The organism is Arenibacter certesii DSM 19833, assembly GCF_000429545.1.
GTDB classification, from domain to species: domain Bacteria; phylum Bacteroidota; class Bacteroidia; order Flavobacteriales; family Flavobacteriaceae; genus Arenibacter; species Arenibacter certesii.
The window spans coordinates 113,096-128,246 of sequence record NZ_AUCB01000003.1; the positions used below are offsets into that span (position 1 = coordinate 113,096).

7 protein-coding genes are annotated in these 15,151 nt (G+C 36.8%); 2 read left to right on the forward strand and 5 right to left on the reverse strand.

Translation table 11 applies throughout. The features are described from left to right. The first annotated feature begins 786 nt into the window (after positions 1-786). Both G466_RS0100500 and G466_RS0100505 read left to right on the forward strand, forming a co-directional pair. Positions 787-4,092, forward strand: coding sequence for a SusC/RagA family TonB-linked outer membrane protein (locus G466_RS0100500; protein ID WP_205622012.1), 3,306 nt, complete (start codon positions 787-789; stop codon positions 4,090-4,092). 13 nt (positions 4,093-4,105) lie between these two features. Further along, entirely contained in the window at positions 4,106-5,905 is a 1,800-nt protein-coding gene (locus G466_RS0100505; protein ID WP_026811865.1) for a RagB/SusD family nutrient uptake outer membrane protein, read from the forward strand. A gap of 449 nt (positions 5,906-6,354) precedes the next feature. On the opposite strand, the gene G466_RS21200 is transcribed toward G466_RS0100505, so the two are convergent. The 5 genes from G466_RS21200 to G466_RS0100530 all read right to left on the reverse strand — a co-directional run bounded on the left by G466_RS21200 (position 6,355) and on the right by G466_RS0100530 (position 14,992). After that, on the reverse strand, positions 6,355-7,203 hold the full coding sequence (locus G466_RS21200) for an endonuclease/exonuclease/phosphatase family protein (RefSeq protein WP_051315470.1): 849 nt from the start codon (positions 7,201-7,203) through the stop codon (positions 6,355-6,357). A gap of 176 nt (positions 7,204-7,379) precedes the next feature. Next, positions 7,380-8,972, reverse strand: a complete 1,593-nt coding sequence (locus G466_RS0100515; RefSeq protein WP_026811866.1) for a RagB/SusD family nutrient uptake outer membrane protein — start codon at positions 8,970-8,972, stop codon at positions 7,380-7,382. A gap of 18 nt (positions 8,973-8,990) precedes the next feature. After that, a complete protein-coding gene (locus G466_RS0100520; RefSeq protein WP_084418658.1) occupies positions 8,991-12,020 on the reverse strand; it encodes a SusC/RagA family TonB-linked outer membrane protein in 3,030 nt (1,009 codons plus the stop codon). 378 nt (positions 12,021-12,398) lie between these two features. Further along, the gene (locus tag G466_RS0100525; RefSeq protein WP_026811868.1) at positions 12,399-14,093 is read right to left on the reverse strand and encodes a sialidase family protein; all 1,695 of its coding nucleotides are present in this window, start codon (positions 14,091-14,093) and stop codon (positions 12,399-12,401) included. A 101-nt stretch (positions 14,094-14,194) separates the two neighbouring features. Further along, entirely contained in the window at positions 14,195-14,992 is a 798-nt protein-coding gene (locus tag G466_RS0100530) for a glycerophosphodiester phosphodiesterase family protein (RefSeq protein WP_084418660.1), read from the reverse strand. Between the last annotated feature and the right edge of the window lie 159 nt (positions 14,993-15,151).

Below are 15,151 nucleotides of genomic sequence, written 5' to 3' on the forward strand. Positions count from 1 at the left end.
GGAGAAACCATAATTCTAACGAATAAAAAAAGTCTGATAATTATTTGGGATAAAGTGTACTTATAATTTTATACTTATCTTACTCCTCATGAATTTTTCAACTTAATTAATTAAATGATCCTTTCGATTATCTTCGTTTTATTTTGAAGATATTAAGCGTTTATATTATTTGATGAAAATTCAATCAATTTGCTGATTTATAAACGTTTACATTGCTTTTATTACTTTTTTTAGACTATCGATTACTAAAGAAACATCTAGATTTTAGTTCCTTAAACTAATTTCTAGATATTTTTTAAAATTTTGGTTTATTTCATATTCGAATTTGTTTATATTAGTCGATTATAAATTAGTGAAATAATAAATCTTAATACTCTGGCAATTGTTAACCACAGATAGATTAACAGGTAGGAAGTAATGTAGGAACGGTGCAACCTTACTGAAGGGTTGTTGAATTACTTCCGTCTATAGCTAGTTTTTAATTATAATTAAAGGTGTTGGAGATTACACTTTAGATTGACTCAGGAAATTTTATACCAATTAATTTTATTGAGTAAATACAACCATATGAGAAAAGCACCTAGTGTATAATCTCATTTGTATTCTATTCTATAGGAATACTAGGGGAGTGAGATATTTAATAACTAAAAAGATGAATATATGAAGTGAAACTGATATAAATGAATGTCCAGAACATAAGATCGGAAAAATGATTAAAGGAAATACTCCGATTTAAATATTGTAAGTGAAGAAAATATTTTTAAAACAATTTAAACTAACCAAACTATGAACAATCTTTTTCAGAGGGTTTTGCTATATCGCAAAATCCCAATGATTGATTTAAATCTTAAACTAACCTCATTGCTGTGGTTTATTTTTATGTTGGGAGCTCAGGCTAATAGCCTCCCTGGAATAACTGATAATTTGTTGAATGCAAGGAACACAGCGAAAAGTGACAATTTTTATGCCCAATTCCAGATATCGGGAGTCATCACGGACGCTGATGGAAATCCATTGCCTGGCGCCAGTGTGGTAGAAAAAGGTACTACTAATGGTACCCAATCCGATTTTGATGGAAATTTTGTATTAGAAATAGAAAATTCCGAAGGAATTCTAGTAATATCGTATTTAGGATTTGCTACACAGGAAATAACACTTACTGGCCAATCAACTATTGCAATACAAATGGCTGAAGATGCTGCGGGCCTAGACGAGGTAGTAGTGGTTGGTTATGGAGTGCAGAAAAAAGCAAATATAACAGGAGCAATTACCACTGTTAAAGTAGAGGAGATAAACAATATCTCAAATGCAAATCTTTCTAATTCTTTGGCAGGAAGAGCTCCGGGAGTTGTTATAGCCGGTACTTCTGGGTTAACGGGTGCTAGTTCCGATATTCGTATAAGAGGAGCTTTTGGAGAACCACTCTATGTAATCGATGGAATCGTTAGGGATAAGGAGGCGTTTGATGCCTTAAATTCCAGTGAAGTTGATCAGCTGAGCTTCCTTAAAGATGCAGCTTCCGCATCTATTTATGGAAGTAGAGCAGGTAATGGAGTAGTGTTGGTTACAACAAAACAAGGTGTTAAGCAACGACCTACTTTTAGTTATCAAGGGTCTTTTACCACATCATCCCCAACGCAAGAACTATTGTCGGATCAAACTACAGCAATTGATGAGCTGATATACCAAAATCGAGTAGCAGAATATATGGGGACTCCAATTCCGAACGGCCCTGAGGAATTTGATTATTTCAAGGATCTTAGCTATAACGTGAATGATTTTATTTGGACAAAGCCACAAAGCAATAAACACTCTTTAAGCGTTAGTGGTGGAAACGAAAAAATCACATATTATTCTCTTGCGAGTTATCATGGTGAGAAAGGGTCGTATAAGAATTTGGAATACGATAAAGTGAATTTGCGGTCCAACGTCACGGCACAAATTACTGATGATATTAAATTAAATCTTAATGTATCTGCCAACCAACGTAATCACAATCGTTTTTATTGGCCGTTTTCCCCAGATGATGACTATGATGTGTCTGATTTATATCGGGTAACATTCAACTGGCCAAAGGTCTATCCTTTTTACACCACTGCCGATGGAACACCAGCTGATTATGTAACTGATTATCCAGTGCAAACCCCAATGGGGAGCTGGTTGGCATGGAGTGTTATTGATCAAGTAGTTGGAGATCGCTATATAAAGACAAGGAAAAGAGAGGTGAATTCTATCCTTTCTATAGATGTTGATTTAGGAAAGCTGGTTCCAGGACTCTCTACCAAAATTTCAGGAAACTATTTAGGGTCTGATTATATGAGAAAAAAGTACTTAACCTTCCAGAAGAACTATGTATTTAATCAGGCTGATCCTGATGGCAATAGGTTTATTCCAGCAGCACCAGACCCAGATAAGACGAATACGTTTACATTTTCACAAAATCAAGAGTTTCTGAGCTATGATATAAATACACTATGGAGTTATCAGTTAAACTGGCAAATAAATTATTTAAAGTCGTTCGGTAAGAATGATGTGAGTGGTATGCTGGTATTGGAACAAGGTGAAAATGGAGGTTATGGAGCATTTGCCAAGGCAGAGGATCCTGTTACCAATTATGATCAGATGTTTGTATATTCTACGGATTCTGAACGAAGGTATGGTGATGGCTGGGAACAAATAGGTGCAAGGCAGTCAGCTATTGGTCGATTCAATTATAACTACGATCAGCGTTATATTGCGGAATTTTCTTTTCGATATGATGGAAACACCTTGTTTCCAAAGAACAAACGGTGGGGGTTTTTCCCATCCATGTCTTTGGCTTGGCGCCTGAATAATGAAAATTTTATGAGTAAATATGACAGTTGGTTGGATGACCTGAAAATAAGGATGTCCTATGGAACTACTGGGAACGATTTGGACGTAAATAATAGGAATATACGTGCATTTGGATATAGGCAGGTTTATCAGAATGCTGGCTCATATATTTTCGGCAATAATTTATATAGAAGTATTGCGCCAGGTGTAACGCCAAACCCTTATCTAACTTGGGCTACCTCCACCACCTATAATTCGGGTTTTGATATTGCTGTCCTGAGAAATCGGTTGGTTGGTATATTCGATATTTTTTACAAAAAGGAGGAAGATATTTTAGGGTCACGACTCGTAACACTTCCAGACAATTATGGACAGGATCTTGCACCCGAGAATTATGCTGCGAGATCGTGGAAAGGTGCAGAATTTTCTGCTATTTGGCGTGACGTGCTCCTAGAAAACGAGTTGTCATATTCTATCAATGCCAATATAGGATATGCAAAGGATAAGTGGGACATATTGGATGAAGGTGCCTCTTTCCAAGAAGGAGGATCACGTGCTTGGGAAAGCAAAATTGGACAGCCTTCCAATAGAATAATTGGATTGAAGCATGTGGGAATGGTTAGGACTCAAGAAGAACTAGATGGGTTATTGGCTTCTGGATTTAAACAATATGGTAGAGATCCTTATCTGGGTGGTCTACTGTTTGAGGATATTCGAGGTGACGGATATTCGGAGGGGCCTGATGGTAAAATAGATGGTAATGATATGCAAGTACTCTCCAATAATGCCGCGCCACGTATCAATTACGGGTTTGGTTTTAATCTTGAGTATAAAGGCTTTGTTGTAAACACACACTTTCAAGGTGTGGGTATGTACGATAGGATTGTCTCCAATGCAGAAGGGCCTGGAATGCGTCAACATGGTGGTTCTATTAGGCCATATTATCCAATCTGGGCAAAAGATGTTTGGACTCCGGATAATCCAGATGCAAAATATCCTCGTCCTATTGGAAAAAACTGGTATGAATCTGGAACAGGTGCATCCTCATTCTGGATTAGAAATGGTGCATATTTAAGATTGAAAAATCTTAATGTAGGTTACAATTTACCGAAAGCGTGGACTTCACTTATTAATATTAACCATGCCCAAGTGTTTTTCAATGGAACCAACCTTTTTGCAATATCAGAGTTGAAGGAATTCCATGATCCTGAACAAAAGGAGTATGATTCTTACCCGTTGATGAAATCATTTACGCTTGGACTTAATTTAAACTTTTAAATAGGATTAAGATATGAAGATTAAACAGAAGAAATCTAAAATAAATTTCATAGCCTCTTTGGTTATGTTAATGATAAGCTCATTCTATTTTGTTAGTTGTGAGGATGTTCTAGATATTGAAGATATAAATAATTACGATCCCGAGCAAATATGGAATGATGAGAATTTGGCTAATGCGTATATGGCCAATCTTTATCCTTTATTCGGTAATTGGAGTATTGGTCAGGATAGTTATTCCCAGCAATTAACGGGAATAAGGTTTTATCCGGATATGATTACAGTTACCAATGGTAATTTCAAAAACTGGGATTATGATCGTATTAGATTAATAAATCAAGCAATAGTTGATGTTCAAGAAGGGACTTTACCTCAAGATATGAAAGATCAAATTTTGGGACAGGCCTATTTTATGAGAGCTTATATTTATTTCGATATGATTAAATATCACGGTGGGATTCCATATATCAAAGTACCTCAGGATAGATATAACGACGATCTCCATGTGGCGAGAAATTCAACAAAGGAAAGTTTTCAATATTTAGTTGAAGATTTAGATAGCGCAATTGCATTACTACCTGAACGTATTGGTCCGAATTCAAATGAGTATGGGAAAATAGATGGAAATTTTGCTTTAGCATTTAAGGCTAAAGTAGCGTTATACAAAGCATCGCCACAGTTTAACCCTAGCAATCCATGGTCCAACAGTTATTGGGAAGATGCTTATACAATAAATAAACAGGCATATGACCAATTATCTTCCCAAGGGTATGCCTTAACAGATGATTATAGTGATATTTTTCTGGAAGAAAGAGGACCAGAGGTAGTTTTTGCAGTTATTAATACCTACCCTAACAAAACAGCCAATTGGGATGTAGGTGCACGTCCTGGTTCGGAGAGCCGTGGACCGGCATCGGTAACCCCTACATGGGAGTTTGTAAAGGAATTTCCAATGTTGGATGGGAAAATGTATAATGATCCTAGCAGTAGTTACTTTAAAACAGATGAAGAGTTTTTAATGGATTATTGGTCTGATAGGGATCCTAGATTTGATAAATCAATTGTGTGGAACGGAAAATTATATGAAGTTTCGGGCAAATCGGGTAAACGCCAGTATACTGCCTTGGGAATAGCCCACGAGCTAGATGACTTTGGAGTTAATCCCCAAGCTGCAGTAAACTCTACAAACCTTGATCGATATAGTGGTTTTTTTGTGTTGAAAGCATCAAAACTCAGTTATACTCAGGCTGAAGTTGAGCAGTACGATGTTGATTACGTTTTAATGCGCTTTGCTGAGGTCATGATTAATTACGCCGAAACAGCAAACGAAACAGGAAGATTAAACGAGGCAATGGAAATTCTTAAAGTTATAAGGAAGCGTGCTGGAATTGAACCTGGAGTAGATGGGAATTATGGGATTAGTGCAACAAATCAGGAGGAGATGAGAGAGGCTATATTGCACGAGCGAAATATCGAATTCAGTTTTGAAGGACATCGCTTTTGGGATTTACGTAGACTTAGAATGTTAGATCGTTTAGATAATACGACTAAATCTGGTGTGGAAGCCATTGCAATTAAACCGGATGGGACTGCAATGCCTATAGGGGAGGCCCGTAATAAAGCGGACAATTATGAATTGGTAGAATCTGATTTTAAATATAGCGTGCTTCAAGTGCCTTTCAGTGGAGTTAAAGTAAACTCTGTTCCTGAGACTTATTATTTCTTTCCAATACAACAAGAAATTTTAGATCGAAATAATAATCTTGAACAAAATATTGGATGGGGTGGAACTTTTAATCCTACTTTAGAAAATTAATCCGATTATTTAGAAATCCTAAATTAATGAAGGAAAGGGTGTTTATATTTTATAGGCACCCTTTTTTATAATTAGATTTTTGGTAGGCTCATTCAAAATCATTTAAAACAACCGTATTTATTTATAGTTTAGGGTAACCATAAGAATGTGATGTCTATGCAAGTGAGAGCTACTGAATGCTAATTTTGATATTCACAGATATTCTTGTGGTGTCCGTAATTGGTAAAATAATAAATAGAATCTTATAGCCTGCTACTGAGGTGCAATGTTAGGCTTGGAACAGGTAGATCATAAATTTGTATTGCAGATTCGTTTAAGTGCCCATGGCATGTTGTACAATAGGCTCGTATTTAATATGTGAGTAGTGGGCTTTTATATAACACAAAACTAGCAAAGAAGTCATCTCCGCTAGTTTTGCGATTAACAAGCTAACAAAATTTCCATTCGTATTATTTGGAAAAGTTTATATCCGCCAAAACAGGTCTATGGTCCGAGGAAGTGGAATCTTCAATAACGTCCGCTCTTTTAATGGTTATATTGGTATTATTCGCCTTATAAACAAGGTAATCAATTATTCTGGTTGGTTTTGTGGCCGGAAATGTTGGCTTGCAATCAATACATGTATTGGTGAAGTTAGCTTCTGCAATTTTAATTACATCTGACTCTGGAACCGCATTAAAATCTCCAGCTATAATAATATCCATATCCTTTACCTCATTCGTAATATTCACAATTTCTTTCATCTGTAGAACTCGGTTTTCTGATGATTTAGATGAATTTAAATGGGTATTTCCAAATAATATATGAGTACCTGGAGCAATCTCTATTTTAGCGGTTGCCAATACCCGATCTTCTTCATTTCCCTTTGTGGGTAATTTATGTATAGTTGTTTCTAATAGTGGGAACTTGGATAAAATTGCTACTCCATACGCTCCGCCACCAAAATCTATTGCTTTGGCAAAAAAATAATGCATATTTAATTTTTTCGCAATCATTTCCGCTTGGTTACCTTTCCCTGAACGTGCTGTATTTACGTCTACCTCTTGCAAAGCTACAATGTCGGCCTTTTGTGCTTCTATTGTTTTAACAATGGCATCCAAATCTATGGTATCCTTCAAACTTGGCGGATTACAATGATGGATGTTGTAGGATATGGCCCTAATGGTAGTATTAACTGTTGTGTATGGTAGTTCTCCATACGCAATTTTATCATGCTCTTTCTTTTCAGAATTACATCCTGCCAATAGGACTAAAATAAGCGTAATGGATAATATAGTTGAACCTGTACTTTTTGTCATAAAGGTTAAATTTTAGTTTTGAATGATTAATCCAATAATTAATGATTTCCATCCGTTAAGATGTAATAAACTCATTGACCCGTGATGTAGCCAATAATAGTATTAATTAATGGTTTATTTTAATTTTGAAAATAAAAATGGGAGTGGTTTACATCCACTCCCATTTTTACAATGGATTAATAACCTGGGTTTTGCTTTATTCCCGGGTTTACCCTTAAAGTGTTCTCATGGAAAGGCCAGAGGTAATTGTTGGATTTAAAGGATCTATCTTCTATTTTGATCGATTGAAGTTCTCCATTTACTTCCATTGTATGGCCTAGAGCTGGTTTATTAAGTACCTTATCCGCAATTTTCCAGCGAATAATATCATCGTATCGTAACCCTTCTCCGGCTAATTCTACCCTTCGTTCATTTCTAATGAGTTCTACCCATTGGTCATTGGTATATGCGCCATAGGTTGGTAAGGTTACGTCCGCAAAAGTCATATCTAAGCCAGCCCTTCTCCTTACGTCATTTATAGCTGATTTCGCTAACGGGTCTATCTCATTGAGCATAATTTTGGCTTCTGCATAAGTTAGTAGCACTTCGGCGTAACGCAGAAGAGCAAATTCCATATTCCCACTACCTTTAAATGCATCAGCTTCATCAACGAATTTTTTAAACCAATATCCAGATGCACTGGCCCTTTCTTTTTCGTAGTACATGGGGTTGTTCCCATTAAAAATATCAATTTCTTCTCCATAAAATATATCGCCATGACCTATTATACTTGCGCTATACCGAGGGTCTCTATTTAGACTGGGGTTTAATTCGTATTCCTTCTTAGAATGTAGAAGGCTATTATCAATTGGCTCTCCTTGTAAGGTCCAATACGAATCTACCAATGATTTTAAGGGCACTACATAGGATTGTCCGTTTCCGGTTCTAAAATGTGGACCTAAGTCTCTAAAAGTATAGGTGCTACCACTGTAGCTCTCCCTATTGTAGTGCATTATAAATTCCTTGTTATTAGAGGAAGCCTTATAATTAAATAAATCAGCGTATTCTGGATGAAGTTCATAAGCCTGGCTATCCATTATTTCCTTGGCCAATTTTGCTGCTAAAGCATACCTATTGTTGTATAGCGCATAACGCATTACCAAAGCCTTAAAGGAATAGTGATTAAACATAAACTTATCCGTAGCATACTCTTGTTTTGGCAAGTTATTTGCGATTTCTTCATAATTTGAAAACAAGTAATCCAAGATATCTTCCTTTGGCGTAGCAGGTTTTCTTGCGGTATCTAAGTCTGCTGGCTCAAGTGTAAATGGCACATCTCCCCATCTAAACGTTAATTCGAAATAATGCCAGAAACGAAGGCCCTCTAGTATACTTTTATAGCGTTGTCTAACAGATTCATCTTCCACATACGGCACATCAATATTGGCGATAAAAGTGTTTAGACGGCCTAGATGCTTCATATGTAGTTCATAATAATACAAGAAATCCCTACTTGAACTGTTGAAATTCCCATTTCCAACGTTTTGGTGATAATGACTTTGAATTCGACTATAGGCATTATCCGATTTTCCATCCTTGAGGTAGAAATTAGTTTGATGACTACCATTGTTGGTGAATACATCCCTATAACTACTATATACTACTCTCCTAAGATCGCCTTCATCGTTAAAAAATTCTACAAACGTAGTAGCGTTGGGATCCGTTTTATCTAGGTAATCTTCGCATGCGAACAAGGTGAAGAGCACAAGAACATATATTATATTTTTCATTTGCTTTATATTCAATAATTAAAATATGGTTAATTTGGCGCCTAAGGTATAGGTTGCCATTTTTGGATAATTGCCATTACCGCCATTTCTTTCTGGTTCTAGACCCTCCCATTTTGTGAAGGTAATAGCATCTTGAGCATTCAGATATATTCGGATATTTCGAATACTATTACCCAAGGATGGAATCGTATATCCAAGTTGAATAGATTTAAATCTAAAAAATGCAGCATCGCTTAACCAGACATCACTTAATACGGCATTAGGGCTAGAACCGGTCCAGACTCTAGGAAATCTACTATTCGGATTCTGTGGTGTCCAGCGTTTTTTCATATACTCAACTCGTGGTGTTCCTAAACTGTTACTGGAACCATCTACCAATACTGGATATCCTTCCATTCCGTTTAACCTCCCCAATCGTTTACCAACGCCTTGACCCAAAATGGAGAAGTCCCAGTTTTTATATCTCATATTTATATTGATAGAATAATTCATATGAGGAAAAGGATCCCCAAGATTAATTTTGTCTTCGTCATTGATAATTCCATCCCCATTTTGATCTACATATTTTATGTCTCCAGGTATAGTGTTGGGCAATTTGGCCTCTGTAGCCTCCACTTCTTCTTGTGTCTGGAAATAGCCATTACTTTTGTACCCATAATAGTTGTCCACGGCTATCCCACGGTACCAAATTTTATCATTATTTCCTTTAAAGATTAAGGTGTCATTTTGAGAATAACCTGCTTTTAGCACTTTGTTCTTATTGTCAAAAACCATTCCTTCTATGCTATAGGAGAAATCTCCAATCTTATCGGACCATTTAGCAGAGGCTTCCCATCCTTTGTTTTGAACCTCCCCAATGTTTACTGAAGATTCTAAGGACAGTGATCCAGTTAATGGGGGGACTGGAAAATTGGAATATATTAAGTCATACGAGTCTTTTTTATAGGTGTCAAAAGATATATCTAACCTATTGTCCATAAGCGTTAGGTCAAATCCTAAATTAACTTGCTTTTGTTTTTCCCAAGTAAAAGAAAGATTAGGAACCCTCATGGTCCAACCCCAATTATTCACAATTTCCTCCCATAAGTAAGGGCTAACATTTTCATTTCCAATTTTTCCATAAGAAGCTCTTAATTTTAAATTGTTTACTATCCCTTGGTTTTTTAAGGAAGACATAAATTGTTCGTTATGCATATTCCAACCGATAGATCCAGAAGGGAATACGCCCCATCTGTTGCCGGGTGCAAACTTACTACTGCCATCTGCTCTGATAGTACCTTCTAAAAGGTATTTATTTTCGAAGGAGTAATTTAATTTTGAAAAGAAAGAAGATTTAGATATTTCCCTATAATCTGAATAGGTATAGTTCATAGCCTCAGTCCCTAGAACTAGATAGATCTGATCCTTGTTGCCCCTTAATTGGGTTTCATAATTTAAAAGAGCACGGGCAGTAATCTGACTTTCACTAACGCCTTGGGAAGAGCCTACCGTATGCCCCCATGTTTCTACAGGTATTCCGTCTCCATCATAGAATTTAAACGTTTCCCGCTTATGTTTACCAGCAGATTTGTTCATCATATAGGACACATTGGCTGCAATGTGCAGTTTGTCATTAATGTAATAACGTGGCCTAAGGTTAATGGTGCTTCTATCGTGAAGATTGTTTCTTAGTCCTCCCTCCATAATACGAGCTAAAGGGTTCATGTTATTGTTATGCAACATATAATGGTCCTTTAATTCTGAATCATAAAATACATCTTGGGTAGGATTCATCCACCAGGCTCTTTGGTATAACCCATGACCGTCATCGTTCATATAAAGTCGGTCTACTTGTAACCTATGGGCATAAAAATCAGCCAATAGAACAAATTTATCTCCCATATTGATATTGGTATTGAAGCGGGCGCTAAATTTTTCTGTGCCTTCATTTACATTTAATCCATTTTCCTTAATGTGTCCTAACATAAGATTAAAGGTACCCACACCGCCACCACCGGAGATATTTGCCGAGGTATTATAAGAGTGAGATTTTTGTCTCATTACCACATCAAACCAATTCACATTTGGTAACTCCCCATTCTGGGATTTCATAATGTCCTCTTCTGAATACAATAAAGTTTGCCCTTGCATCTTTCTGGCTTCATTGTTTAAGCGCATGTAGTCGGCTGAATTTACTATATTGGGAGTATCTGTAGGGTCTTGCACAGACAGCCAAGTGTGTACTTCCGCCCTAAATTCACCTGTGGCACCACGATTGGTCTCTATTATAATTACCCCATTAGCACCTCTAGAACCATACATGGAAGCCGCCGCCGCATCTTTTAAAACGCTAATGCTCTTGACTTGATTGGGATCAATATCGTTTAACGATTGCTCCATGCCATCCACTATTACTAATGGTGACGCATTTTGTAAAGTGCTCAATCCTCTAATGGAGATCTCACTTCCAGAGCTGCCAGGTAAATTGTTTCCTTGCATACGTGTCACTCCGGGTATTGTACCGCTAAAAGCTTCATTTAGTTTAACAATTGGCCTAGAACTAATCTTGTCCATGTCCATCACCGCAATGGAGGATGCAAGATGTTTTCTTTCTATGGCGTTATATCCTACCGAGACAACAACTTCGTCCAAGGTTTCAACATCGTCTTCTAAAATGACATCTAAGATGTCTTTGTCCTGTATGTGTACTTCTTTTTCCTTGTACCCCATGCTACTGAAAATAAGGGTAGCATCACTTTGAGCCATTATCTCATAATATCCAAATTCGTTGGTAACAGTTCCCACGGTAGAACTTTTAACCAACACATTGGCAAAAGCGATCGGTTCTCCTTTACTATCAGTGACCGTTCCCGATACTTTAGATTGTATAGGTTGCCCTTTAAGATTTAAAACATTGTTTAAAGTCAATGCTATTTCCGTGCGATTTAAATCTGAATTTGCCTGAATTTGAAAAAAAAGAGATAACAGGACTAAAGTTGATAGCTGAATTTTAAGTTTAAATCGCAAGGGAATCCCTATACGAGTTACATAATCATTATAATTTCTCATACATTAAATAGTGTTCTGGTTATTAAATTTGTTTAGATAATAGAATACTAGCAGAGGGTGTTTACTACATCTTCTGGTTATAATTTTTTAGTTTAGCTTCATAATAACATTATCTCATAGGCATTTTAATTTTTTGGTTAATTGATAGTGAAGTAATTTTTTTATATTATTTTTCTTTCTACTATAGTGATAAACAACCTTTTAATTGTAGTTAAATTTTTACATTTAATTTTTTGACAATGCAAATTCTATAGGAAAAGCTCTCTTTTGCTTTTCACCATATTTTTTCAGTAAAGCAGTTTGATTTATGTTTTGCTATAAACGCAAATTTCAGATGCTAATAGCTCTAGCGTTGAGGTATTTAAGCTGATCCACCTTCTAACTAGGTCCACTCCTAACATATCCAACGTAAAAGCCCTGTTTATCCTCCTGCCGGGCAGTTGAAATAAAATGCACATAACTAAGACCGTGGATACTTTCTCGGTTTAGAAATAAAGTGGCTATTTCATTTCCGGCCTCATCCGTAACAATACAATTCTTATTCTTACCGGAAAGATCATAATTAAAAACCAAGGTTTGCCATTGGTTTGGTTGCAATTCTTTTATTGCAAAATTGTACATGGCAAACTTATAAGCGGTGGTGTCAGATGGATTAAACCAGCGGTCATTAAGACTTATTCTTCCCCCATGGCTGCCTTCAGGAATATATACCGAAGTTTTAAAGCGACCTTTTTGCAAAGCAGGGAAATTCCATACTGCTCCTTGGTTGGCTATTTCCAGGTCTTCACTATCCTTTCTAACAATTTTAAGGACTTGCTTTTTAGGTTCTTCTGGGTCTGCAACTAAATGAGCTCCTTTATCTCTATTGTAAGCACAATGACCAACAATTCCCTTCTTGTAAAGGAAGGTACTCCAGTTTTCCAATCCTGTAGAAAAATTGTCTTCTCTGCTTGTTTCATTGAGCCATTCTGAATCAAATAATAACATTTTTCTATGTTCTGCGTGCTGGCCTAGAGAGACTAATATCTTACCGCCTTGTAATTCAACAGACTGTGTTTGGTGAACGCTCATATCCAAGCTTAAGCTCTGATCAGCTTCTCCATAGTCGGGATCATTTCTGTTAGGGTTTAGGATTAGCTCTCGAAAACCTTTCCATGTTTTTCCGTCATCTTCAGAAATAGCGGCATGCAATACATCCCTATTGGTGAATACGTCTTCCCAAACACCATCATTTCCTTCTTTTTCCGGTAATGGGGTGGTGTTGTTCCAAATAAAAAGTAATCGACCATCTACCAGTCTGTTCATCGTTGGCATTGTAATGGTTCCATAAAATGGAGAGGGTGTTAATTCGCTCCATGTTTCACCGCCATCCTCAGAAAAACTTTCGTAGTGTTCATCTTGTGCCGTCCGGGCTATCATCCATATTCTTCCATCCTGTAATTCAATAACTGTGGGCTCTACAGCACCATGGTTCCATCGTTTACCTAAATGAACTCCTCCTGGTTGGTGATGGGGCGACTGAACAAACTGAGAACGTTTCCAGCTATCCCCATCGTCATCGGAATAGAAAACACCACATCCAAAACGTGCAGTGCTGTGGGCACCAACAAGGATGCGTGTACCTTTCCTAATGGTAACAGGCGGTTTTAACATAATATAACTGCCTTCGCCTTCTTTGGTTTCATAAACCAGGCTCTTCGTCCAATCTCCATCGATACTTCCGTTAGAACGGAGTGCCAATACACCGTTTTCACTTGTTTCCAAGCGGATATATTCTCCACTTATAGGACTTTTTACATCAGCTCCTATCCACTTGTTTTCCACTTGTATGGTGTCCCAAGTAAATCCGTTATCCTGGCTTCTGATATAAAATGAGTGGTCTTCTTTATTACCTTCGCCATAGTTGTAATGACGAATTTCCCCATTATCTAAACGTACTAGGCCAATAAAGGCATTATAAGGAGGGGTGCCAACTAAGGTGGGTTCATATATCTTATCTAACCGACTGCCGCAGCTCGTACTAAGTATAATAAAGGAAATTCCTATATTTCTAAGAATACTTGATCTAATCATACTGTGAGGCTGAGGTGTGCTTGTTATTGGCGCTAATTAATTGGTTTTCTATATTCAAAACACCCAAAAATATTAATTTCCGTAATTGTTATAGAGTTCCGTTATTTTCTACTAAGAACCTTAAAAAGTAGTTCTGGTTCATCCGTGGTGATATAATCTACTTTTTGCTCTAAAAAGAAATTCATATCCTCTTCTTTATTTACGGTCCAAACATTGACATTAAGCCCTAAATCCTGTGCTTCTTTTATCCAAGTTGGGTTATTTTTATAAACTTTGTGATTGTAGTCGATCCCTGTATAACCTACCTTTTTGATTTCCGCAGGAGTTTTGTCACCATTTAAATAGGCTACCTCTGCTTTGGGATCTAATTGACTGACCAATTTACCTGCATCGTAATCAAAGCAGATATATTCTACCATTGACTGCCCATTTAATTCATGGACCATTTCAACAGCTAACTCGGTCAATTTTAGGGTCCTTTCTTTACCGGAAGGCGCCGATTTAATTTCTAAGATCAATTTGGTATTCTTCTGTTTTAGGCCCTCTTCTAAATAAGCCTTCAAGGTTGGAATTTTCTCCCCGTTTGGAAGATCCTTTACTAACAGCTCTTCATAGGTAGAAGTTTCAATGTCAATCCCTAAGAAGTCTTTATCGTGATTTACCACTGGAACATTGTCTTTGGTAAGGTGAACATCGAATTCGGCGCCAAAACATTTCAATGTAATGGCCTCTTGCAAGGAAGCAATAGAGTTCTGTGGAATTTCTTGGGTTTTCCATGCACCTCTATGGGCAATAACAGGATTCTGTTTCTTCACTGCGCAACTGCCAAACAGAAGGATGAAAATTAGAAATATACCGCATCCTTTACTCTTTTTATTGGTTGAAAATATTGTCGTCATGTCTTTTTTTAATTTATTTTTGGAAAATTAAGGATTCTCGTCTGAACTTTTCTAAAGAACGAATCCTATATGGTACTAAATGGCAAATTAATCTTTACTTTTTAACGGGTTAATGGCTAACCTATGGGTGTTTAATTCGAACAGATTCTTTTTGATAAT